The sequence below is a fragment of the Micromonospora sp. NPDC047074 genome (genome assembly GCF_040643815.1).
In the GTDB taxonomy this organism is placed as follows: Bacteria; Actinomycetota; Actinomycetes; order Mycobacteriales; family Micromonosporaceae; genus Micromonospora.
This window is the reverse complement of the sequence record NZ_JBEYVB010000005.1, coordinates 20,913-44,203: the sequence shown is the minus strand read 5'-3', so window position 1 is coordinate 44,203 and position 23,291 is coordinate 20,913. Positions and strand designations below refer to the sequence as shown.

Here is a 23,291-nt window from a genome sequence, read left to right as displayed (position 1 = left end):
CGGGTCACCGGGCGATGCCGTACGAGCGCCGCGCTACTTGCCGGTGAACGCCTCGTACGCCCGGACGACCTCGTCAGTCGGGCCGTCCATGCGCAGGACGCCCGATTCCAGCCAGATAGTCCGTTCGCAGGTGTCGCGGATCGAGGAGAGCTGGTGACTGACGAGGAAGACCGTGCCGGCGCCCTCCCGCAGCTCCCGGACCCGCTGCTCGCTGCGCTTGCGGAAGATCTTGTCGCCGGTGGCGAGGGCCTCGTCGATGAGCAGCACGTCGTGCCTCTTGGCCGCGGCGATGGAGAAGCGCAGCCGGGCCGCCATGCCGGAGGAGTAGGTGCGCATCGGCAGCGACGCGAAGTCGCCCCGCTGGTTGATCCCGGAGAACTCGATGATCTCCGGGGTCTGCCGCTGCACCTCCTCGGGCGGCATGCCCATGGCCAGGCAGCCCAGCACGACGTTGCGCTCGCCGGAGAGGTCGTTGAGCAGGGCCGCGTTGACCCCGAGCAGCGAGGGCTGACCATGGGTGTAGACCGCGCCGCGGTTGACCGGCAGCAGTCCGGCGATCGCGCGCAGCATGGTCGACTTCCCCGAGCCGTTGCTGCCGATCAGGCCGACCGCCTCGCCCCGGTACGCGGTGAAGCTGACCCCCTTGACCGCGTGCACCTCGCGGATGTTCGGCGCCGAGGTGCGACTCACCATCCGCTTGAGCGCACCGACCGGGCCGCCGCCCCCGCTCGCGCCCTTGTGGATCCGGTAGATCACGTGCGCGTCGTCCACCACCACGGTGGGGATCCGCTCCTGCACCCGCGGCAGCGTGACGGTCACGTCGTTGGACGACTCGAACTGCTCAACCACGGCCATACTCCTGTTCGCCCCGCCAGAAGTAGATGAAACCCCCGACGCCCATCACGATCGCCCAACCCACCGCCGTCACCCAGAGCTGGAGCAGGGAGGAGCTGAGCACCGGCGCGTTCTCCAGCAGCGCGACCCGGGCCAGCTCGATGTAGACCAGCGCCGGGTTGAGCTCGACCAGCCCGGAGGCCCAGGACGGCAGCTGCTGCTCGAAGAGTGCCACGCTGTAGAGCACCCCGGAGCCGTACATCCAGGTGCGCATGACGAACGGCATGACCTGCTTGAGGTCCGCCAGCTTCGCGCCCATCCGGGCCATCGCCATGCTGAGCCCGGCGTTGAAGACCGTCTGGAGCAGGATCGCCGGCGCCAGCATCAGCCAGTTCAGGGTGATCGGCTCGCCGGTCACCAGGACGATGGCGATGAGGACCACCATCGAGCCGAGGAGCTGCTGGAACTGGGTCACCGTGACGGCCAGCGGCAGGCAGGCCCGGGGAAAGTGCAGCGCCCTGATCAGGCCGAGGTTGCCGGTGATCGACTGCGTGCCGTTCTGCACCGCGGTCTGGGTGAAGTTGAAGATGAACAGACCGGTGCAGAGGTAGGCGATGAAGTTCGGGATGCTGTTCTGCTCCAGCACCACACCGAAGATCAGGTAGTAGACCGCCGCGTTGGTCAGCGGGGTGAGTACCTGCCACAGCTGCCCGAGCCGGGCGTTGCTGAACGACGCGACCAGCTTGGCGTTGGCGTACGCGGCGATGAAGTGCCGGTAGTGCCAGAGCTGCCCGGCGTATGCGCCCAGGGACGGCCGTTCGCCGGCGAACCGGAGCCCGTACCGCTGGGCGAGCTGGGCCCCGGTGAGCCCGGAATCCGGGTCGGCCACCGTGGTGTTGGCCATGGTTAGGCGCTCCGATCTCTTTTCGTGCCAACGGGATGCGCGCGGCGACGGGGAGAGCGTGGCCGGTGCGGAGCGCCGCCTCGTCGCCGGGCGAACCGTAGTGGAAAACACGTCGGGACGCAACCGTACCGTCGCTGCGCTACATTGTTGCACGTGAAGACCGACAAGAGGCGGGTGCCGGCCGGTGCGGCAGTGCTCCGTGACGACATCACCACGGCCATCCGCCGCGCGGTCACGCAGGAGTTGGCGGCGGTCGGCTATGGCCGGCTGTCGATCGAGGCGGTGGCCCGGCGGGCCGGGGTCAGCAAGACGGCCATCTACCGCCGGTGGCGCTCCAAGCTCGAGTTGGTGCTGGACATGGTCTCCGCGGTCGCGGGCCGCAAGCTGCCGATGGTGGATGCCGGGAGCCTGCACGGGGACGTGGAGTTGCTGCTGCTCGTCGCCGCCGGGGCGCTACGCCATCCGCTGGCCTCGCAGATCATCCCGGACCTGCTCGCCGAGGCGGCGCGCAACTCGCAGATCGCCGAGACCCTCCAGCGGGCGGTGGCCGGCTATCAGGACCGGGTCGGTGAGCTGGTCATCGGTCGGGCGGTCGAGCGGGGAGAGCTGCCGGCGGGGGCCGACCGGCGCGGCGCGGCGGACCTGATCGTCGGACCGGTCTACTGGCGGCTGGCCATCTCCCGCACGCCACTTGACACGCCGGAGATCGCTCGGATGGCCGCCGCGATCGTCGCGGCCCTGCGGGTAGCATGTACCGGTCCGTCCCTCGACGAGCCAGCGGTGTGGGACACCCGGTCCCTGACCGCTTCTGAACCCCGCCGGGCCGGTGCGTGAACGTTGACTTCGTCGGTCTCGACCCAGTTCGCAACGGGCTAGTATCGCACCCCGAACCCCCACCCGAGCACCATCTGACACAGGAGGATGCCCCATGGCTGGGCCGCACCCAGAGTTCATTCCCCCAGCGCGGCCGATCATCGGCGACGCCGAGATCGAGGCGGCTGTCCGGGTGCTCCGCAGCGGCCGGGTGGTGCAGGGTCCCGAGGTGGCGGCCTTCGAGGAGGAGTTCGGCGAGCTGGTCGCCGGGCGGCACTGCGTCGCGGTGAACTCGGGCACGTCCGCCCTGCAGCTCACCCTCATGGCCCTCGGCTTCGGCCCGGGCGACGAGGTCATCGTGCCGTCGTTCTCCTTCGCGGCCAGCGCCAACGCCGTCCGGCTGGTCGGCGCCGAGCCGGTCTTCGTGGACATCGAGCCGGGCAGCTTCTGCCTCGACCCGGAGGCGGTCGCCGCCGCGGTCACCCCGCGCACCGTGGCGATCATGCCGGTTCACCTCTACGGCCACCCCGCCGCGATGGACCGGATCATGGCGATCGCCGAGCGGCACAACCTGGCCGTCGTCGAGGACGCCGCCCAGGCGCACGGCGCCGCGCTGCACGGCACCCCGGTGGGCGCCTTCGGCACCGCCGGCTGCTTCAGCTTCTATCCCACCAAGAACATGCACGCCCTGGAGGGCGGCATGGTCAGCACCGCCGACGCCGAGCTCGCCCGCACCCTGCGGCTGCTGCGCAACCAGGGCATGGAGCAGCGGTACGCCAACGAGATCGTCGGCGCGAACATGCGGATGACCGACGTCGCCGCCGCCATCGGCCGGGTGCAGCTGGGCCAGCTCGGCGAGTGGACCGAGCAGCGCCGGGCGAACGCCAAGTTCCTCGACTCGAAGATCACCGGCATGGTCACCCCGCCGGTCGCCGACGCCGCCAGGCACGTCTACCACCAGTACACGGTGCGGGTGCAGGGCAACCGGGACGCCGCCCAGCAGCGCCTGACCGAGCTGGGCATCGGCAACGCCGTCTACTACCCGACGCCGATCCACCGGCTCAAGCCCTACCTCACCGAGGACGGCAAGCCCGGCCCCTGGGACCTGCCGGAGACCGAGCGCGCCGCCGCCGAGGTCGTCTCCCTGCCGATCCACCCCTCGCTGACCGAGGCCGAGCTGGAGCGCATCGCCGAGGGCGCGAACCTGGCCGGGGGTGCCCGATGACCGCTGGACGCAGGCTGCGCGCCGGACTCATCGGCCTCGGCGCGATGGGCCGCAACCACGCCCGCGTCCTCGCCGGCCTGGACGGCGTCGAGCTCGTCGGCATCGTCGACCCGGCGGGCGACACCACCGGCACGCTGCGGGCGCCGGTGGTGCCCGAGCTCGGCGACCTGCTCGCCCTCGGCGTCGACTACGCGGTGGTGGCCTGCCCGACCGCGCTGCACGAACGGATCGGCCTGGAGCTGGCCGCCAACGGCGTCAGCGCCCTGATCGAGAAGCCCCTCGCGCAGAGCGTGGACGCGGCGCTGCGGCTCGTGGAGGCCTTCGAGGCCGCCGGCCTGGTGGCCGGGGTAGGGCACATCGAGCGGTACAACCCCGCCCTGCAGAACCTGCGCACCCGGCTGGAGGCGGGCGAGCTGGGCGAGGTCTACCAGGTCGTCACCCGCCGGCAGGGCCCCTTTCCGCACCGCATCGCCGACGTCGGCGTGGTGATGGACCTGGCCACCCACGACATCGACCTGACGAGTTGGGTGACCGGCCAGGAGTACACCTCGGTGTCGGCCCGGACGGTCTCCCGTAGCGGCCGGCTGCACGAGGACATGGTCGCCGTGGTCGGGCAGCTCGCCGACGGCACCATGGTCAACCACCTGGTCAACTGGCTGAGCCCGCTCAAGGAGCGGTCCACGGTGATCACCGGTGACCGGGGCTGCTTCGTCGCCGACACCCTCACCGCCGACCTCACCTTCTACGCCAACGGCGCCATCGACACCGAGTGGGAGGCGCTGCGCGCCTTCCGGGGGGTCGCCGAGGGCGACATGGTGCGCTACGCGATCCCGAAGCGGGAGCCGCTGCTGGTCGAGCACGAGCGCTTCCGGGACGCGGTCGAGGGCAAGGAGAGCGACATCGTGACCCTGCGCCAGGGTCTGCGTACCGTCGAGGTGGCCGGCGCCGTGCTGCGCTCCGCGAGCGACGGCGTCACGGTGCCGATCGCCTCGGTCGGGAGAGTCAACGCATGAAGGTCCTGATCGCCGGGGGCGCCGGCTTCATCGGCAGCACCATCGCCTCCGCGTGTCTGGACGCCGGCTTCACACCCGTGATCCTGGACGACCTCAGCACCGGCCGGGCCGAGTTCGTGCGGGACCGCATCTTCTACCGGGGTGACATCGCCGACCGGCAGCTCGTCGACCGTATCTTCGCCGAGCACCCGGACATCGAGGCGGCCGTCCACTGTGCCGCGCTGATCGTCGTGCCGGACTCGGTCGCGCATCCGTTGCGCTACTACCGGGAGAACGTCGGCAAGTCGGTCGAGTTCCTCGACGCGCTGGTCGCCAACGGGTGCGACCGGTTCCTGTTCAGCTCCTCGGCGGCCATCTACCAGCCCGGTGACGACTTCGCGGTCGACGAGACGTCCCCGGTGGCCGGCACCAGCCCGTACGGGCACAGCAAGGCCATGGTGGAGCAGGTGCTCCAGGACAGCGCGCGTGCGTACGCGCTGCGGGTCATCTCGCTGCGCTACTTCAATCCGGTCGGGGCTGACCCCCGGATGCGTACCGGCCTGCAACTGGCCCGCCCGTCGCACGTGCTCGGCAAGATGATCGAGGCGACGCGTACCGGTGTGCCGTTCCAGGTCACGGGCACCGACTGGCCGACCCGCGACGGCTCCGGCATCCGGGACTACGTGCATGTCTGGGACCTTGCCGAGGCGCACGTCGAGGCGTTGCGCCAGTTCGACGCCGTCCTCGCGCCGGGCAACTCCGGCTACGAGGTCGTCAACCTGGGCACCGGCAACGGCACCACCGTCCACGAGTTGCTGACCGCGTTCACCAACGTGCTGGGCCGGCCGATCGAGACCCGGCTCTCGCCCCGGCGCCCCGGCGACTCGGCCGGCACGTACACCCGTAGCGAGCGGGCCCGCAAGCTGCTCGGATGGCAGCCGCGGCTGTCGTTGGAGGACGGCATCCGGCATTCGTTGCAGTGGGCGGAGTTGCGCGACAGCCGACTCGGCCCCGCTGACCAGGAGCAGTCGGCCGCCGACGTCGGAGCGACCGCTCACGATCATGCCCTGACGCCGTCCGCCTGACCTTCAGGAGCAGCCACAGCGCGACGAGGCCCCACGACCGGGAACCGGTGTGGGGCCTCGTGCTGTTCCAGGAGCGTCAGCTGGTCTGCCCGTCGCCGAGGATCAGCCGGTCGAAGCGGTGCTTCACCACGGACCAGTCCCATTCCCGCAGCGCGTGCTCGGACGCCGCACGGCCGGCGGACCGCCACGCCTCCTCGGTGGCCGTGGTGGTGAGGATTCGCTCGACCGCCTCCTCCGGGGTGCCGATGACCCAGCCCTCGGGGTACAACGTGCGGGCGCTGTGGGGGCGGCCGGCGAAGAAGGGCCAGTCCCGCACGACCGGGACGGCGGCGCTCGCGGCCCCCTCCATCAGGCCGCAGTGGCAACCCTCACGGACAGAAGAGCTGATGATGACACCGATGTCGGTCAGCATCTTGGGGACGTCGTTGGTCGGACCGAGTCTGCGGACCGCGCCCGAAGGCTCCAGCTCGGCGAGGTCCTGGTGGAAGGCTTTGAGGTATTCGCGGGTGGCGATGCTCACGTCGGGGTTCATCTCCCCGCCGACCAGGAGCAGCCGGTAACGGTCGTCCTGCCGGCGCAGGAGCCGGAGCACCTCGATCGCCCACCGCGGGTCCTTGGCGACCTGGTTGATTCCCACCATGCCGAGCTGGAAACGGGCTTCGGCGGGCTTGTCGATCTGGAAGCCGCGCAGGTCCATCGCGTTGTCCAGCACGTGCGTACGGGGCGCGTCGGCAGCCTGCAACTGCGGAACCAGGGTCGTGGTCAGGTCCTTGATGTGGTCGGCGACGAAGATGAGGTCGTCGATCCGCGAGAAGTCGACCATGTGGGGCCAGCGCGAGATCGCCTCGTAGCTGTGCAGCCGCGCGATGATGCGGGTGGTGCCCGGATCGATCATGGTGAACAACGCGGCCGGTGCGACGCACCAGTCGACGAACACGGTGTCGGCCCAGTCGAGGTGCGGGCGCAACCGCTCCTCGACCTTCGCGCCGTAGGCCGTCTCGTCCGCCGACAGCCGGTGCTCGAGCATCGACTTGGCGGCCCAGGTCACCTTCTTGAGCGCGGCGTTCGCCGCGAGGTCGACGAAACGGACCTCGACGCCCGGGTGCGCCTCGTAGTGCGCCCGGATCAGCTTCAGGAAATTGTCGTTGGCGCTGGTGGCGATGAGCAGCCGCAACGGTCGCCCGGTGGGCGGCGGCGCCGCCGGCTGCAACCGCCCACGGGGCGCGGCCACGGTGGTCGCCGTCAGTGAGCGTCGGAAGGGCGCGATGAAGCCTTCCGGATCCTGCGCCAGCGGCGAGGTGAGCTGGTCGATGTGCAGCACCCGGTCAAAGGCGAGCGTCATGGCCCGGTTGAGCAGGTTGGCGGCGGCGGCGTTCTCGTCGACCCGGTGCCGCTGGTCCGCGACCGAGAGCAACGCCTCCACGGCGGGCTTGAGGTCGTGTGGGGCGATGCCGGCCTTGAGCTGCTGGCTGGCGGCTTCAGCCAGCATCCCCGCTCGCGCGGCGGGCTGGCTGAGCTTGCGCGCCGTGGCGTTGAGGATCAGCGCCTCGCCGTCGGGGCGGCCCGCCCACGCCATGCTGTCCGCCACCTGGTGGGCGACCTTCGCACGCAGGGAGTCGGGCATCCGCGGTGCCTGCACGGCGGTGAGCCACAGTTGCGTGCCGATCTTGCTGCGCATCAGGGGCCGGGCGGTGACGGCCGACACCGCCACATGGGGAGCGGCCTGCACCAGGCGGCTCACGCCCTGCCGGACGATCTCGGATGTCGGAAGCCCGTTCGTCCACCGTTGCAGCGGGCTCGGCGCGGGGCGCGTCTTGCGTTCGGCGATGGCCTGCACCGCGGCCGCCACCCCGTAACGGGCGTCGGCGGTGCGGTTGCGCTGGGCGAGCCGCCACACCGTGTAGATGGCGTGGGCGTCCATCGCCACCAGCACGTCGGCGCTGCGGTAACGCTCCCGCAACCACGGCTCACGGCGAAGCCGCGCCCACACCCGCTCGCCGGGCGCCGCACGCAGCCCGGACCGGCTGTGCGGGGTCTTGGCGATCGCCTCGGGCAACGCGTACAGGCCGTCCACGCCGAGGTCGGCGGGGAGTTCGTCCTGGTTGAGCGCGCCGACCAGGTAGATCCGCGCGCCCTTCTCCCGAAGCCGCCGCACCGCGCCGGCCAGGATTCCGGGCTGGGGCGGCGTGCCCGCGACCAGCAGCACCTCGGTCATGCGTTCACACCGCCCGCCCGGACGGCCTCGGACTGACCGCCGGTCGCGGCCCCGTCCGACGGATGGACGGCGGCGTTGTTGACCGGCAGGTCGCGCGCGTCACTGAGCGCGTACTCGGCCAGTTGCTGGACGGCCCTGGTCATCAGACCCTCCCGGGTGAAGGGGTCGGCGTGGGCGCGGACCGCGGCCCGTTCGGTGTCGGTCGCCTCGAGGGTCGCCCGCGCGGCCTCCCGGAAGGCGTTCGTCAGCTTCATCTCGTCGAGCCCGAAGGCGCCGCTCCAGAGCGGGTGCCCCGTCAGCACGCGGGACGCGTCGTGGTCGATCTCGTGGACCGACACGATCGGCAGGCCGGTCGCCATGTACTCGTAGACCTTGCCGGAGGTCACGTAGCGACCGCCGATGAGGATCAGCACCAGGGCGTCCCAACCGGCGTAGGTGTCGGCCACCTCCGCCTTGCGCACCGGGCCGCCGAAGGACACGCCGTCCTGTTCGGCGTCGCGGATCAACTCGGTGAGGCTGTTCGCCTCCCGGCTCGCCCCGGCGCCGATGTGGCCCCGGATGTCGAGTTTCGCGTTGCGCAGCATCGGCTCCTGCTGCCGCGCGGCCCGCCAGGCGTCCAGCACGACACTCAACTGCTGCCGGGAGTAGTTGACGGTGCCCAGATATCCGAAGGTGAGCCCGGCGTCGAGGTCGGCCTTGCGCGGCCGGGCCGGGACGCTGTCCTTGTCGTAACCGTTGCGCACCACGTGGACCCGGTCGGCGACGTGCGGATAGCGGGCCCGGTAGTGCTCGGCGATGGGGTCGTTCACCACCCACAGCGAGAGACAGTGGTCCATGATCCTGCGTTCCCAGACGCCCGCCTCGGAGTCCGGGGTGAAGGCCTCGCCGCCGTTGACCACGTCGATGGACCAGCCGTCGCGGAAGTCGACGGCGTAGGGGACTCCGCACTCCTTCCACAGCTTCCAGGCGGCGGCCAGGTTGACGTAGGGGACGCAGCTGGCGAGCAGCAGGTCAGCCGGGTGCCGGCGGTGGACGTCGACCACCGCCTGCTCGAGGGTGCCGCGCCAGCCGCCGAAAACCGGCTCCGGGAATATCGTCTGCTCCCGCTTGCGCAGCCTGGCCAGCCACTTGTCCGGGCGCAGCGCACGCTCCTCGCTGAACTTCCGGATGTCGGTCTCGAGGTCTTCCCTGGCGAGCGGGAGCTCCACGATCTCGATGCCCGGATCGACGTTCTCCGAGAGCGTGTAGTCCAGCCCCGAGTCCCGCTCCCACGACGCGGCGGCGATCGTCACGACGGTGACATCCCAGCCGAGCCGACGGAACTGGTTGGCGGTTTCCCTCATCCGGTAGGCGCAGCTCTTGGCCGCTGGAGGAAACCCGATGGCGAGGTAGATCAGGTGGGGCCGGACGCGCTCGTCGCGCCGGCCCAGGCGGGCGGAGTACGACGAATGGCCGTTTCCAGAGGATGCTGACACGGGGGGAGAAGGTAGCACGGGCAGGTGAGATACGTCCGTCTTCGCGTTGTCCGGCATGTTTACCTCGATTCCAGGATCGAGACGACCCGCTCCGCGGCCCGACCGTCGCCGTACGGGGCGCCGCGGTCGGCGGTCGGGGCCGGCCGGGTCGCCACGTCGATCCACTCCGCCCGGCTCAGCGCGTCCGGCTCGGGGACCAGCCGGTTCCAGTCACCTTCGAGGGTCTCGATCCACTCCGTCTCGGGACGCAGCGTGGTGCACGGCCGGGCCAGCAGGTGGGCTTCCTTCTGCAAGCCGCCGGAGTCGGTGACCACACCGACGGAACCGATGACGGCGGCGACCATGCCCGCGTACGGCAGTGGCCGCCCGACGTGCACCGCGCCCCGGGCAAGCTTGACGCCGTGCTCCTCGGCCTTGGCCACCAGGCGCGGATGCGCCAGCAGCGCGACCGGCAGGGGCAGGTCGGCCAGCGCGTCGACCAGGGCGGCCAGCCGCTCGGCGGAGTCGGTGTTCTCGGCGCGGTGCACGGTCGCCAGCAGGTACGGCCCGCCGGGGTCGATGCCCTCCGGTAGCGCGGGGGCCGGGTGCCGGCCGGCCAGCACCGCGTCGCGCACGCCGAGACAGACGTCGACCATCACGTCGCCGGCCAGCACCGACCGGTCGGCGAGCCCCTCCGCGGCGAGGTGCCGCATGGCCTCCTCGGTCGGTGCGAGGAGCAGGTCCGCGGCGTGGTCGGTGAGGATCCGGTTGTGTTCCTCCGGCATCCGCCGGTTGAACGAGCGCAGTCCGGCTTCAAGGTGTGCGACGGGCAGGTGCAGCTTGACCGCGGAGACGGCGCCGGCGAGGGTCGAGTTGGTGTCGCCGTAGACCAGGACCCAGTCGGGCTTCTCCGCCAGGAACACCGGGTCCAGCGCGGCGAGGGCCTTGCCGGTCTGCACCCCGTGAGAAGCGGAGCCGATACCCAGGTGGACGTTCGGGTCGGGGATGCCGAGCCCGGAGAAGAAGACGTCGGAGAGATCGGCGTCGTAGTGCTGCCCGGTGTGCACGATGACGTGTTCGTGTTCCGTGCGGGCGAAGGCCGCGGCGATGGGTGCGAGCTTGATCAGCTGGGGACGCGCCCCGACCACGCTGATGACCTTCACTTGGGTGGCTCCTCCGAGTGGTTTCGTGAAGGGCAGCCGCGCGCCCTCGGCACGGTCCCTGGATGCCAACGAATTCTGCCTCAGCCCAGCAGGCCGTTCCAAATCTACGCCGCGTCCGCGGGAACCACCGGTGCGTGACGCGATACGTCCCCCGGTGTATCCAGCTGTTGCGAATAGCGCCGAAATCCCTGACTGACCCAGCTTGCGGCGAATGCCCGGGTGCCAATGGCCCCAATCCACCGGCCGCGCGCCGTGCGGATCCCGATCGGCCGGCACGACTAGGATCCGCGATCGTGACCACAGGGCCCACGGAAGAAGCGACCAGCATATCGACGTCCGACGGGCCCCGGCCCGACCCGACAGTGGGCCGGCCTGCCGAGCCGGACACCCTTGCCGGCGCTGGCCATCGGGACGCCACGGCCCAGGAGGAAGCGGAACGGCACGCCCGTACGTCCGCGCCCAGCCGGCTTGTGCGGCCCGGTGTCCCGTGGCTGACCCGGTCGCGACTGGCCGACCTGCTCGCGGCGGCCGTGTATCTCCTCGGTGCGCTCATGCTGACCGCGCGGGGCTGGCGTGACCCGGACGGCCGCCTGCTCGGCACCCGGCCCGACGACCAGGGCTTCAACGAGTGGATGCTGGCGCATGCCGCGCACGCGACGACGCACCTGAAGAATCCCTTCTTCACCACGCTGCAGAATGCCCCCGAAGGCGTCAACCTCGTGGCCAACGTGGGCATGCAGTTGACCGGCATCCTGCTCACCCCGGTCACGGTGCTGGGTGGCCCCTCGGTGTCGTATCTGCTGCTGCTCACCCTGAACCTCGTCGGCACCGGGTTCGCCTGGTACTGGGTGCTGTCCCGGCACCTGGTCGAATCCCGGGTGGCGGCGTTCGTCGGCGGTCTGTTCTGCGCCTTCGCGCCGGCGATGGTGGCGCACAGCAACGGACATCCGCACATCACCGCCCAGTGGCTGGTGCCGTTCATCGTCTGGCGGATCATCCTGCTGGCCCGGCCCGGCTCGGTGGTGCGTAACGGCCTGGTCCTGGGCGGGCTGGTCGCCGCGCAGTTCTACGTCGGTCTGGAGATCCTCTTCCTGGTTGCGCTCGGTGCCGCGATGGCGACGATCGCCTACGTGCTGCTCCGGCCGCGCGAAGCGCTGCGACGCGCACCGTCCGCGCTCGCCGCCCTGGGGATCGCCGGAGCGCTCGTGCTCGCCGTCACCGCCTACCCGCTGTGGATGCAGTTCGCCGGCCCGCAGCACCGCGTCGGCCACCCCGGCAATCCGGACGTCTACTCGCTCAAGCTCGGGTCGTTCGTCGCCTACGCCACCGAGTCCATCGGTGGGGGGCCGACCAGCGCGAAGGGCCTGTCCGCCAATACGACCGAGGAGGCCAGTTTCTACGGCTGGCCGGTCCTGGTGCTGGTGGCCGTGGCAGTCGCCGCGTTCCGACGACAACTGGGAGTGCGGGTGCTGGCCCTCGTCGCCATCGCCTCCGGTCTGTTCGCGCTGGGATCGACGTTCAGCTGGGGCGCGCGGAAGAGCGACATTCCCGCCCCGTTCGCGCTGATCCATGGTCTGCCGATCATCGACGCGATGGTGATCGCCCGCTTCGCGCTGATCACCACAGTCGTCATCGGGCTGCTGCTGGCGTTCGCCGTGGACCGGGTCGCGACCATCGCCGCGGACTCGGACAGCCGCGCCGCCGGGCCGCTGCGGGTGCTGGCAGGCGCGGCGCTGTCGGCGGCGCTGCTGCCGATGCTGCCGACGCCGCTGGAGGCGAAGGGCCGTGTCGAGGTGCCGGCCTTCGTCACCTCGGGAGCGTGGCGGGACCACGTCGCCGAGGGCAGGACCCTGGTGCCTGTGCCCGTGCACAACATGACCTCGGTCCACTGGGGGGCGGCGAGCCTGACCGGCTTCGCCGTGCCGCAGGGTTACTTCCTCGGTCCCACCTCGCCGACGGACGACACCGGCCGGTGGGGTGTGGCACCCCGCCCCACCGCGGTCCTGCTCACCGGCGTCGGGGCGGGCACCCGTCAACCAACGGTCACCGCCGCCGAGCGGGAGCAGGCCGTGGCCGACGTGCGATGGTGGAAGGCCGACGCGGTCGTGCTGCCGTCACATCCGAGGGAAGCCGAGCTGCGGACGGTTCTCGAGGCCTGTTTCGGCCCGGCGCGGCGTGTGCAGGACGTGTGGGTCTGGGACGTGCGACCGCTGACCCGCTAGGCAAACCGTCACCGGCGGCCGGCGCCCGGCCGGCCGCCGGCGCCGACCTGGTCGGCAAGGTCGAGCAGGGCATCCCCGAGGACGCCGGTGAGAGGTCAGGGCGACGAGCGCCAGATCAGCAGCAGGTGGGCGCCGAAGTAGACGGACATGACGGTCATGGTGACCAGTACGACCGCCATCCGCGCCCGGGTCGTCCCGGCCAGCCCCCGTGCCACCGGCAGGAGGAGGGCGAACGCCGGCAGCAGGAACCGGGCCTTGGAATAGAAGTAACCGGACGAACCGAGGGTGGTCAGCAGCAACAGGCCGCTGAACATCAACAGCGGCCACGGCTGCCGATCGAGGCAGCTCAGCGCGAACAGGGCGATGGACACCAACGCCACCGTCGCCACCACGTACCACTGCAGGGACGCGTCCTCGTCGAGTGCCTTCCCCAGCGCCTCGAGTGAGGCCGCACCGGCGTCGAAGGTGGAACCCCAGCCGGCGTCCTGGATGTGGAACCACCCGTCGGGCCGGCCCATGCGCCATCCCACCCAGGCCAGGTACCCCACCCACCCGAGCGGGGCCAGCACGAGGGCCGTCGCGGCCCGCCATCCGCCGTACCGGCGGACCAGGGCGATCAGCGCGGCGAGCATCACCACGGGGATCAGGGCGGAGGCGGTCGGGCGGGTCAGGCCGGCGAGCAGACACAGCACGCCGGCGGTCAGCCAGCGTCGGGTCAGCACGGCGAACAGCGACCAGGCGGCGAGGGCGGTGAAGAGCGACTCGGTGTACGCCATCGACTGGACGATCGCGTGTGGCAACAGACCCCACAGCACCGCGAGCAGGACACCCGTGCGCCGCCCGTACAGGTGGTTGCCCACGGCGAACAGCCCCCAGGCGGCCGCCAGCGACGCGATCCAGGCGACCGCGATGGCAGTGTTCCGCATGGCCAGCGGCGACAGCGGCTCCAGCCAGGAGACCAGATAGGGGTACAGCGGGAAGAACGCCATGTCGCTCTGCAACTGCTCGCCGGAGTCGTAGCCCCGCTCGGCGATCCGGAGGTACCAGCCGGCGTCCGCCCTCATGCCGATGAGCTGACCGAACCGCGCGTCCCTCGCATCTCCCCACACCGCCAGGACGACCAGTCCGACGGCACGTATCGCGGCGTAGCCGGCAAGGGCGGGCCAGGCGAGGAGCAGGGCGCTTCGCAGCCGCCGGACGCCGTCACCGAGCGTGGCGGTCGCGGTGGTGCCGGCAGCACGGGTCTTCCGATCAGGGTCGGTGCTGACGTTCATGACCTGCCTTTTCGACGGCTGTCCCCCCGCGCCGACCGCCGGGCGGGTCGCAACCGAGGCCCGGGTGCTCCGGTGATCGACCTGCGCCCGCGCGGCAGACTATCAGGGCGTGGCGGGAGGGCACCGACAGCGACACGACGGCTCGGGCCGGGCGGCCGGGAATGTCCGTGAGGGGCCGTCACCGGCTGCGACAGGCCCGTCTGGTGGCCGCCCCGACCGCACGCCCGACCGGCCGTGCTCGGGTGTCACCGGCCGGGCACTCTCGTGCCGTACACTCGCCGAGGTTCCGCCCGGGCCGCCGCCACACGAGAGGCAGACGATGAGGTTCGACGGGGAGAGCGGCCGGACGAGCGCGCCGGACGTCAGCGTCGTCGTCGCGGTCTACAACACGATGCCCTACCTGACCACCTGCCTGACCTCTCTGGTCGAGCAGACCATCGGCCGGGACCGGCTGCAGGTCGTCGCGGTGGACGACGGCTCGACCGACGGCAGCGGCGAGGAGCTCGACCGCTTCGCGGCGCGGTATCCGGAGACCTTCGTCGTGCTGCACCAGGCGAACTCGGGCGGGCCGGCGGTGCCGAGCAACCGGGCGTTGGAGCGGGCCACCGGGCGGTACGTGTTCTTCATCGGTTCCGACGACCACCTCGGGCCGGAGGCCCTGGAGCGACTGGTCACCGCAGCGGACCGGTGGGAATCGGACGTCGTGCTCGGCCGGATGGTGGGCACCAACAAGCGGTACGTCCACCAGGCGATCTACGCCAGCAGCGAGCCCGACGTCGACCTGTTCGACAGCGAGCTGCCCTGGTCGCTGTCGAACACCAAGCTGTTCCGTCGTGACCTCGTCGAGCGGCATCGGCTGCGCTTCCGCGAGGACATGCCCATGGGCAGCGACCAGCCGTTCACGCTGGAGGCCTGTTTCCGCGCCCGGCGGATCTCGGTGCTCGCCGACTACGACTACTACTACGCGGTACGCCGGGAGAACGCCCAGAACATCACCTATCGCAGCCGGCACGAGGAGCGGCTGCGCTGCGCGGAGGAGATCGTCGACTTCGTCGCCGGCCTGATCGAACCCGGCGAGCGGCGCGACGCGGTGCTGGTGCGGCACTTCACGTGGGAGGTCGCGAAGCTGCTCCGCAAGGACTTCCTCGACCTGCCCGAGGAGGTCCAGCAGCAGGTGCACACGCGGATCCGCAAGCTGGCCGACCAGCACCTCACCGCCGGCATCCGGGGCCGGCTTCCGGTCGACGTCCTGCGGCGGCTGTCCGTCGCACAGCATGGCGACCTCAGCCACCTGCTCGAGCTGGTCCGCCAGGAGGCCGACAAGGAACTGCCCCCGGTGACGATCGAGGACGGCCGGTGGTACGCGCGGTATGTCGGCTTCCGCGATCCACAGCTGTCACTCCCGGACGACCTCTACGACGTCACCGCCCGCGTCGGCGAGATCATGGCCAGGCTCACTGCCACCGACCTGACCTGGAAGCAGGATGCCGCCGGGGAGAGGGTGCTCACCGTCACCGCCCGGCCGCCCTGGACCGGCCCCGGCACCGACACGTACGGGCCGCTGCGCGTCGTCGTGGGTGAGCTGACCGTCGACGGTGCGGTTTCGGGCGGCGCGCACGGTACCGTCGTTCGGGCGGACCTCCCGGCGGGTGAGCTGGTGCGGGCCGTGGGCAGCGGGCGTCAGGTGGTGCGGGCCACGGCCGAGGGCAGCGGGTCCGGCCCGGTTCCCGTCCGTGCCGAGCGGCGGCTCGCCGCGCCGCGCGTCGTCGTCCGACAGGGGGTCCGGTTGTATCTCGTCACGCCCGCCGTCAACCACAAGGGCCAGGTGATCGTCGCGGTCACCCCGGTGACTCCTCGTCGGCTCATCGCCCGTCTCCGCCGAATCTGGCCCTCAGGAGGAAAGTAGTTCCATGAACATCTGCGTCGTCGCGCTGGGGAAGATCGGACTGCCGCTCGCCGTGCAGTTCGCCACGAAGGGTCACCGGGTGATCGGTGCCGACGTCTCCGAGCGGGTCGTGGGGCTGGTCAACGACGGGGCGGTGCCCTTCCCGGGCGAGACCGACCTGGACGTCAAGCTCAAGGAGACGGTCGCCGCCGGGCTGCTTACCGCCACCACCGACACCGCCGCCGCGGTCGCCGAGTCCGAGGCGGTCGTGGTGGTCGTGCCGCTCTTCGTGGACGCCGAGGGCGTGCCGGACTTCGGCTGGATGGACGACGCGACCCGCGCCATCGCCGCCGGCCTGAAGCCGGGCACCCTCGTCAGCTACGAGACCACCCTGCCGGTCGGCACCACCCGCAGCCGCTGGGCGCCGATGCTCCAGGAGGGCTCCGGGCTGACCGCGGGCAAGGACTTCCACCTGGTGTTCAGCCCCGAGCGGGTGCTCACCGGCCGGGTCTTCGCCGACCTGCGCCGCTACCCGAAGCTGGTCGGCGGCATCGACGAGGCGTCGGCGGAGCACGGCGTGCGCTTCTACGAGGCGGTGCTGGACTTCGACGAGCGGGCCGACCTCGACCGCCCCAACGGCGTCTGGGATCTCGGCTCCGCCGAGGCGTCCGAGCTGGCCAAGCTGGCCGAGACGACCTACCGCGACGTCAACATCGGGCTGGCCAACCAGTTCGCCCGGTTCGCCGACACTGTCGGCGTGGACGTCACCAAGGTCATCGCGGCGTGCAACACCCAGCCGTACAGCCACATCCACCAGCCGGGCATCGCGGTCGGGGGGCACTGCATCCCGATCTACCCCCGGATGTACCTGTGGAACGACCCGGCAGCCACCGTCGTCCGCTCGGCGCGCGAGGCCAACGCGGCCATGCCGGAGTACGCGGTGGACCTGCTCGCCGCCGCGTACGGGGACCTGACCGACGTGGGCGTGCTGGTGCTGGGCGCCGCCTACCGGGGCGGAGTCAAGGAGACCGCCTTCTCCGGTGTCTTCCCGACCGTGGACGCGCTGCGGCGGCGGGGCGCCCGGGCCTACGTCTCCGACCCGATGTACACGCCCGAGGAACTCACCGCGCACGGCCTGCCGCCGTACGCCGGTGAGTCGCTCGGCGCCGCCGTGGTGCAGGCGGACCACGCGGAGTACCGCACCCTCAGCCCGGCCGACCTGCCCGGCGTGACCGTCCTGGTGGACGGGCGCCGGGTGACCGACCCGGCCCGCTGGGCCGGCGTACGGAGGGTGGTCATCGGCGGCTGACAGCCGTCCGACGTCACGGGGGCCCCGACCGGGATCGGTCGGGGCCCCGTCGTGAACCGGGACGCGTCCGGGTCCGGACGCGGCGTGCCGGCAAGCCACGCGACACCCCGGCAATACCCGCAGGACATGCCACGTTAAGGTCGCACCTGCCCGGATTCGTCGGCCATCGATAGGGGAGTGTGTCTTTGTTCAGCAAACTGCGTAGGCATCCGGACGTCGGCCTCATCGGCGCGCTGCTGCTGTCGTACGCCGTCATGGTGCTGGCCGGAGCCCTCGGCTGGGTCATCCCCTTCGCGGTCGCCGGTCTGGCCGTGATCGCCAGCGAACTCACCATGCTGCGCCGCCCGACCGGCGGGGAACTGCTGGAGAAGGCCGGGATCGGGCAGTTCCACCGACACCTGGCCCGGGACCTGTCGGTCGTCCTGCTGATCGTGACGACGGTCCGTTCCGGCCCGGCGGGACTGGTCCTGGTCCTGCTGCTGCCCGCGGCGCTGCTGGCACTCGCCCTCGGCACGGGGGTGCTGGCGCGGCTCGGCGAGCGTGGCGCCGCCGCCGTCGCCTTCGTCCGCAACATCGACCTCGGGCGGTCCTCCGGGGCACAGCGACCGCCGGCCTGGGCTGCCGCCGTCGAGGGCGACCGGCTGCCCCTGCTCAACCTGCTGCTGGTGCCCGCGGCCGTGGTCGCCGCGCTGATCGACGAGGTGACGCCGGTGGTGCTCACCGCGGCGGTCACCCTGGTGGCGGGCGCACTCGTCGCCGCCGTGCTCGCGCTGACCTGGCTGCGCGGGCGCGGCCGGGCCACCTCGGCGCTGCCGGTGGTGCAGAACTGGCTCGCCCGGGAACAGCCGGACCTCGCGCTCTACTTCGCCGGCCCGGTCAAGGACGTCTACCAGGCCAACATGTGGCTCGCCCCGGTCGAGGCGACGGGCCGCCGGGCCGTGGTGCTGATGCGCCAGGAGGAGGCGTTCCGGGCGCTCGCCGACACCCGGCTGCCGGTGATCTGCGTACCCGCCGGCACCGACTTCATGAACCTCGAACTGGGCAGCCTCCGGGCCGCCCTCTACGTGGCGAACGTGGGCGCCAACATCCACCTGCTGCGCGAGCCGGGCGTGAAGCACGTCTTCGTCGGTCACGGCGACAGCGACAAGCAGGCCAGCGTCAACCCGTACAGCAAGGTGTACGACGAGGTCTGGGTGGCCGGTCCGGCCGGGCGGGAGCGGTACGCCCTGAGCGGCGTCGGCGTGCTCGACCGCGACATCGTCGAGGTCGGCCGGCCGCAGTTGGCCGGCGTGCACACCTTCGGCTCCGAGGCCACCGGCCGACCGTTCACCGTGCTGTACGCCCCGACCTGGGAGGGCTGGCTGGAGGAGGAGGTCTACCACACCTCCGTGGTGCTGATGGGCGAGCGGATCGTCGCCGGTCTGCTGGCCACCCCCGGGGTACGGGTGATCTACAAGCCGCACCCGCTCACCGGCAGCCGGTCGGCGAAGGCGCGGTCGGCCAACGACCGGATCCTCCGCCGGATCCGCGCCGCCGGCGGGAACACCGACGCGACCTCGCTGGCCGGCGACGCGCACCTCGTGGTCGCCGGCCGCGCGCCGGGGCTGTTCGACTGCTTCAACCAGACCGACCTGCTGGTCAGCGACATCTCCAGCGTGGTCTCGGACTTCATGCAGAGCCAGCGGCCGTACGTCGTGGCGAACCCGGCCGGGCTGCCCGAGGACGAGTTCCGTCGCCGCTACCCCACGGCCCGGGCCGCCTACCTGCTCGGGGCGGACTGCGGCGAGCTGGCGAAGATCGTCGCGGTGACCCGGGCCGGTGACGACCCGATGACCGAGGCGCGGCGGGAGCTGAAGACGTACCTGCTGGGCCCGGACGAGCCGAACCCGATGGACCGGTTCCGGGCGGAGGTCGACCGGCTCTGCGGCTGACGTGTCGACGCGGGGGCGGTGTCCGGGCGGTGCCGGTCGCCGCCCCCGTGTCCGTTCAGCCCCGCTGCGGCGGCGTGTCCACGTCCCGCGAGACGACCTCGCCGCGCTCGTCGACCCAGCCCTTCGGCCGCGCCGGGTTGCCCGCCACCAACTGGTAGGGCGCGACGTCCCTGGTCACCACGGAACCCGCCGCGATCATCGCGTACTCGCCCACCTCGATGCCGCAGACCAGGGTCGCGTTCGCACCGATCGACGCGCCCCGGCGTACCACGGTCGGGGTGATCTTCCAGTCCGGGTTCTGGGCGCGCGGCCGGAAGTCGTTGGTGAAGACCGCGCACGGGCCGACGAACACCTCGTCCTCCAGGGTCACGCCCTGGTAGACGGAGACGTTGTTCTGGATCTTCACCAGGTCGCCGACCGTGACGCCGGCGTCGACGTAGACGTTGCGGCCGATGACGCAGCCGGCACCCACCCGCGCGGACGACCGGATGTGGGCCAGGTGCCAGACCTTGGTGCCGTCGCCGACCTGGGCACCCTCCTCGACGTCGGCCGTCGGGTGGACGAAGACCGAGGGGGACGGGGAACTGCTGTCAGTCATCCTTCAACTCGCATGGGTCGCGGGGCGCGCCGGGCGCCGTCGGTGACCCGCGTTCGGCGTGCGCCGGCAGCGGCGGTCGCCCGCGCGGGTCCGGGCTGCCGCGTCGGCCCCGGGCACGGAGAGTGAGGCCGGGGCGCGCGGACTCGGCGTAGCATAGCGACCCGCTCAGCCCAGCAACGCCGCCACCGCGTCGGCGACCGGCATGTCCGCCGGCAACGCCTCGGCGGCCACCACCGCCGGCACCGGCAGCGGGCCGTAGAGGTGCGGAAACAGCGCGCCACCGCGCGAGGGCTCCCAGCGCAGCGCGGCACCCAGCCGCGCCGGGTCGACGGTGAGCAGGGTGAGCCCGGTGGCCCCGGCGAACACCCGCCGCGCCGTCTCGACCACCTGGTCGGCGCCGGAGAGGTGGATGAAGCCCGACTGCACGTCCATGGCGGTACCGGCGAAATGCCCCGCGGCCCGGGCGTCGTCCCACTCGACTGTCGTCAGCAGCTTGTAGATCATCCAGGCAGCGTACGCACGGCCGGCCCGGTTTTCCCCGGTACCGACCCGGCCACCCGCCGGGGCCGGCATGCTCTGGGGTGAGCGGTCGCGGGAGGGGTGGACGATGGAGAGCTACGACGACGACTGGACCGACAGCCAGCGCGCGCTGTACGACGAGTGCTACCGGGCGGGCGGCGAGTGGGCCGGCGACCCGGACACGCCGACGGAGGACGTGCAGCACGTGATCAACCTCGGCCAGGCCGACGACGACACCCTCCCGGACGCCGAGACCGACTACCCGCCCCTGGTCGACGCGGTCACCCAGGCCACCGGCGAGAACGTCACGAGCGTGCCCGCCAGCCACGACGACCCCGGCTACCGGGGTTTCGTCGACGGGGTCCGGGACGCCACGGCCGACGAGGTCTTCGGGCTCTGACCCTGACCGGCCGCCGGGCCGGTCGGCTGAACGGTGCCCTCTGCCCGCCCTCGTCGGCGGGCCGGCGGTGCGTCCGCGCCCGGCACCGGGGGCCGGCCGGCGTGGGACCGGCCTCCCGCCGTGGGCCGCCTTCTGCCACCATTCGGGGCGAAGAGCCGACGAATGGGGGCCCCGGGTGCGCATCCTGCTGGTCGAGGACGACCGTCGGGTGGCTGCCGCGCTCTCCTCCGCCCTGACCCGCCGGGGCTACGAGGTGGAGCACGCCGCGACCGTCACCGCCGCCCTCTCCGCCGCCCCCTGCGACCTGGTCCTGCTGGACCTGACCCTGCCCGACGGGGACGGCACCGACCTCTGCCGGGAACTGCGGCGGCGCAGCAGCCAGCTCGGCATCATCGCGGTGACCGCCCGGGGCGAGGAGCGGGACCGGGTGCTCGGCCTGCGGCTGGGCGCGGACGACTACGTGGTCAAGCCCTTCTCCATGACCGAGCTCCAGGCCCGCATCGAGGCGGTGCTGCGGCGCGCGGCGCACGCCGTGCCGGAGCGCAACCTGATCGAGGTGGGGCCCGTACGCATCGACGTGGCGGCCCGCACGGTCACGGTCGACGGCCGGCCGGTGGCGCTGACCCGTAAGGAGTTCGACGTCCTGCTCTCCCTGGCGCGGCAGCCCGGCGTGGCGGTGGCCCGGGAGCGGATCCTGCTCGACGCCTGGGGCACCACCTGGGGGGACGGGCACACCGTCGAGGTGCACGTCGGGTCGCTGCGCGGCAAGCTGGGCCACCCCCGCCTGGTGGAGACCGTCCGTGGGGTCGGCTACCGGCTGCGCGGCGAGTGAGGGGACGCCGTGCGACGTCGGTTGGTGATCAGCTACCTGCTGCTGATGGTGCTGGTGTTGATCGCGCTGGAGACCCCGCTGGCGGCCACCCTGGCCAGCCGGGAGACCGACCGGGTGCGGGCCGACCGGCTCGCCGACGCCACCCGGTTCGCCTCGCTGGCCGGCCCCGCCCTGCGCGGCGGTACCCCGGGCCCGCTCGACAACGAGCTGCGCAGCTACGACGCCCTGTACGGCATCGGCGCGGCGGTGGTCGACCGGGAGCGCCGGACGGTGACGGCCTCGGAGGGCTGGCAGCCGGCTGCGGGGACCCGCGAGGCGCTGGACACCGCGCTCTCCGGTCAGCAGGCCAGCGGGCCGGATTCGGTCTGGCCCTGGGTCGACGGGCCGATCGTGGTGGCGGTGCCGATCAACGACGGCGGCGAGGTGCTCGGGGCGGTGGTCATCGCCACCCCGGCCGACGGGGTCCGGCGCGCCGTCACCGTCTGGTGGCTGGCGCTGGCCGGGATGGGTCTGCTCGCCGTGCTGGCCTGCGTGCTGACCGCGTTCGGGCTGGCCGGCTGGGTGCTGCGCCCGGTCACCGAGCTGGACGCGGTCACCCACGAGATCGCCGAGGGTGACCGCGGTGCCCGGGTGCAGCACCGGCTCGGGCCGCCGGAGCTGCGCCGGCTGGCGATCAGCTTCAACCACATGGCCGACGTCGTCTCCGACGTGGTGGACCGGCAGCGGGCGTTCGTCGCGCACGCCAGCCACCAGCTGCGTAACCCGCTGACCGCGCTGCGGCTGCGGGTGGAGGAGCTGGGGCCGAGCCTGACGGACGCGGACGGGCGGGCCGAGCACCGGCTGGCCCTGGAGGAGACCGACCGGCTGGCCCTGGTGCTGGACGCGCTGCTGACCCTGGCCCGTGCCGAGCGTCGGGAGAACCAGCGGGTCACCGTGGACGCGGCGGCCGTCGCCGCGTCCCGGGTCGCCGCCTGGGAGCCGCTCGCCCGGCACGGCCGCATCGCCCTGCGGCTGGCGGCGGGGGACGCCCCGGCGTACGCGCGGACCGTGCCGACCGCCATCGACCAGGCACTCGACGCGTTGATCGACAACGCGGTCAAGTTCAGCGACGCCGGTGGGGAGGTGACGGTGACCGTCCGGCGGAACGACGGCGGGATCGCGCTGGAGGTCCGCGACACCGGGCCGGGGATGACGCCGAGCCAGCTCGGCCAGGCGACCGAGCGCTTCTGGCGGGCGCCGGAGGTGCAGAACGTCGACGGCGCCGGGCTGGGCCTCACCATCGTCGCGGTGCTGGTGGACGCCTCGGACGGGCGGCTCACCATGCGCCGGGGCGACCCCCGTGGCCTGGTCGCGGGCCTCTGGTTTCCCGCCCCGGCCGATTCCACCCCCGACACCCGCGCCGATGCCGCCGATCCCGCCTCCGTCGACGACTTCCCGCCGCCGGTGGGGGACTCCGCGCCGGCGGTGGACGTGGCCGGTGCCGCCGCACCGACCTCCGTCGCGCCCTCGGGGACCGGCCGGTCACCGCAGCCGGCAGGGACGGCCGAGGGCTGACACCCGAGCCCCGCCGGCAGCCGAGCCCCCGCGTGCCCGCGCCCGCCTCGCCGGCAGCCGAGCCCGCCGGCAGCCGAGCCCG

At 72.1% G+C, this 23,291-nt stretch carries 18 protein-coding genes and 1 pseudogene; 11 read left to right on the top strand and 8 right to left on the bottom strand.

The window, feature by feature from the left end:
• Positions 1–33: 33 nt before the first annotated feature.
• Both ABZ809_RS10170 and ABZ809_RS10165 read right to left on the bottom strand, forming a co-directional pair.
• Positions 34–855 (bottom strand): ABC transporter ATP-binding protein, encoded by an 822-nt coding sequence (locus ABZ809_RS10170; RefSeq protein WP_357562136.1) that lies wholly within the window; start codon positions 853–855, stop codon positions 34–36.
• Positions 842–1,738: an ABC transporter permease gene (locus ABZ809_RS10165; RefSeq protein WP_357562135.1), complete on the bottom strand. Its 897-nt coding sequence runs from the start codon at positions 1,736–1,738 to the stop codon at positions 842–844. The genes ABZ809_RS10170 and ABZ809_RS10165 overlap by 14 nt, the downstream gene beginning before the upstream one ends.
• Positions 1,739–1,891: 153 nt before the next feature.
• Here ABZ809_RS10165 and ABZ809_RS10160 point away from each other — a divergent pair, with 153 nt between their 5' ends.
• From ABZ809_RS10160 to galE, 4 genes are all read left to right on the top strand, one after another.
• Positions 1,892–2,572: a TetR/AcrR family transcriptional regulator gene (locus ABZ809_RS10160; RefSeq protein WP_357562134.1), complete on the top strand. Its 681-nt coding sequence runs from the start codon at positions 1,892–1,894 to the stop codon at positions 2,570–2,572.
• Between the two features lie 94 nt (positions 2,573–2,666).
• The gene (locus ABZ809_RS10155; RefSeq protein ID WP_357562133.1) at positions 2,667–3,776 is read left to right on the top strand and encodes a DegT/DnrJ/EryC1/StrS family aminotransferase; all 1,110 of its coding nucleotides are present in this window, start codon (positions 2,667–2,669) and stop codon (positions 3,774–3,776) included.
• The gene (locus ABZ809_RS10150; RefSeq protein WP_357562132.1) at positions 3,773–4,789 is read left to right on the top strand and encodes a Gfo/Idh/MocA family oxidoreductase; all 1,017 of its coding nucleotides are present in this window, start codon (positions 3,773–3,775) and stop codon (positions 4,787–4,789) included. The genes ABZ809_RS10155 and ABZ809_RS10150 overlap by 4 nt, the downstream gene beginning before the upstream one ends.
• The gene (gene galE / locus ABZ809_RS10145) at positions 4,786–5,853 is read left to right on the top strand and encodes a UDP-glucose 4-epimerase GalE (protein WP_357562131.1); all 1,068 of its coding nucleotides are present in this window, start codon (positions 4,786–4,788) and stop codon (positions 5,851–5,853) included. The genes ABZ809_RS10150 and galE overlap by 4 nt, the downstream gene beginning before the upstream one ends.
• Positions 5,854–5,929: 76 nt before the next feature.
• On the opposite strand, the gene ABZ809_RS10140 is transcribed toward galE, so the two are convergent.
• From ABZ809_RS10140 to wecB, 3 genes are read right to left on the bottom strand one after another with little or no spacing between them, the layout of a single operon-like run.
• Entirely contained in the window at positions 5,930–8,068 is a 2,139-nt protein-coding gene (locus tag ABZ809_RS10140; protein ID WP_357562130.1) for a glycosyltransferase family 1 protein, read from the bottom strand.
• The gene (locus tag ABZ809_RS10135; protein ID WP_357562129.1) at positions 8,065–9,543 is read right to left on the bottom strand and encodes a glycosyltransferase; all 1,479 of its coding nucleotides are present in this window, start codon (positions 9,541–9,543) and stop codon (positions 8,065–8,067) included. The genes ABZ809_RS10140 and ABZ809_RS10135 overlap by 4 nt, the downstream gene beginning before the upstream one ends.
• A 59-nt stretch (positions 9,544–9,602) precedes the next feature.
• Positions 9,603–10,685, bottom strand: coding sequence for a UDP-N-acetylglucosamine 2-epimerase (non-hydrolyzing) (gene wecB / locus ABZ809_RS10130; protein ID WP_357562128.1), 1,083 nt, complete (start codon positions 10,683–10,685; stop codon positions 9,603–9,605).
• A gap of 293 nt (positions 10,686–10,978) precedes the next feature.
• Here wecB and ABZ809_RS10125 point away from each other — a divergent pair, with 293 nt between their 5' ends.
• Entirely contained in the window at positions 10,979–12,907 is a 1,929-nt protein-coding gene (locus ABZ809_RS10125) for a hypothetical protein (RefSeq protein ID WP_357562127.1), read from the top strand.
• 95 nt (positions 12,908–13,002) lie between these two features.
• On the opposite strand, the gene ABZ809_RS10120 is transcribed toward ABZ809_RS10125, so the two are convergent.
• Positions 13,003–14,181 carry a hypothetical protein gene (locus ABZ809_RS10120; protein WP_357562126.1) on the bottom strand — a complete coding sequence of 393 codons (1,179 nt, stop codon included), beginning with the start codon at positions 14,179–14,181 and terminating at the stop codon, positions 13,003–13,005.
• Between the two features lie 319 nt (positions 14,182–14,500).
• Here ABZ809_RS10120 and ABZ809_RS10115 point away from each other — a divergent pair, with 319 nt between their 5' ends.
• The 3 genes from ABZ809_RS10115 to ABZ809_RS10105 all read left to right on the top strand — a co-directional run bounded on the left by ABZ809_RS10115 (position 14,501) and on the right by ABZ809_RS10105 (position 19,306).
• Positions 14,501–16,087, top strand: coding sequence for a glycosyltransferase (locus tag ABZ809_RS10115; protein WP_357562125.1), 1,587 nt, complete (start codon positions 14,501–14,503; stop codon positions 16,085–16,087).
• A 4-nt stretch (positions 16,088–16,091) separates the two neighbouring features.
• Entirely contained in the window at positions 16,092–17,375 is a 1,284-nt protein-coding gene (locus ABZ809_RS10110) for a nucleotide sugar dehydrogenase (protein ID WP_357562124.1), read from the top strand.
• Between the two features lie 185 nt (positions 17,376–17,560).
• On the top strand, positions 17,561–19,306 hold the full coding sequence (locus ABZ809_RS10105) for a CDP-glycerol glycerophosphotransferase family protein (protein ID WP_357562123.1): 1,746 nt from the start codon (positions 17,561–17,563) through the stop codon (positions 19,304–19,306).
• A 55-nt stretch (positions 19,307–19,361) separates the two neighbouring features.
• Here the strand turns inward: ABZ809_RS10105 and ABZ809_RS10100 are convergent, their stop codons facing one another.
• Both ABZ809_RS10100 and ABZ809_RS10095 read right to left on the bottom strand, forming a co-directional pair.
• The gene (locus ABZ809_RS10100) at positions 19,362–19,904 is read right to left on the bottom strand and encodes an acyltransferase (RefSeq protein ID WP_357562122.1); all 543 of its coding nucleotides are present in this window, start codon (positions 19,902–19,904) and stop codon (positions 19,362–19,364) included.
• 165 nt (positions 19,905–20,069) lie between these two features.
• On the bottom strand, positions 20,070–20,408 hold the full coding sequence (locus ABZ809_RS10095; RefSeq protein WP_357562121.1) for a DUF952 domain-containing protein: 339 nt from the start codon (positions 20,406–20,408) through the stop codon (positions 20,070–20,072).
• A 103-nt stretch (positions 20,409–20,511) separates the two neighbouring features.
• Between ABZ809_RS10095 and ABZ809_RS10090 the strand changes: the two genes are divergently transcribed.
• The 3 genes and pseudogenes from ABZ809_RS10090 to ABZ809_RS10080 form a co-directional block, all read left to right on the top strand.
• Complete coding sequence (locus tag ABZ809_RS10090; RefSeq protein WP_357562120.1) at positions 20,512–20,823, top strand: hypothetical protein; 312 nt, start codon at positions 20,512–20,514, stop codon at positions 20,821–20,823.
• Positions 20,824–20,998: 175 nt separating this feature from the next.
• Positions 20,999–21,655: a response regulator transcription factor gene (locus ABZ809_RS10085; protein WP_357562119.1), complete on the top strand. Its 657-nt coding sequence runs from the start codon at positions 20,999–21,001 to the stop codon at positions 21,653–21,655.
• Between the two features lie 9 nt (positions 21,656–21,664).
• Positions 21,665–23,026 (top strand): annotated as a pseudogene (locus ABZ809_RS10080) (ATP-binding protein); the annotation flags it as partial.
• Positions 23,027–23,291: the final 265 nt, after the last annotated feature.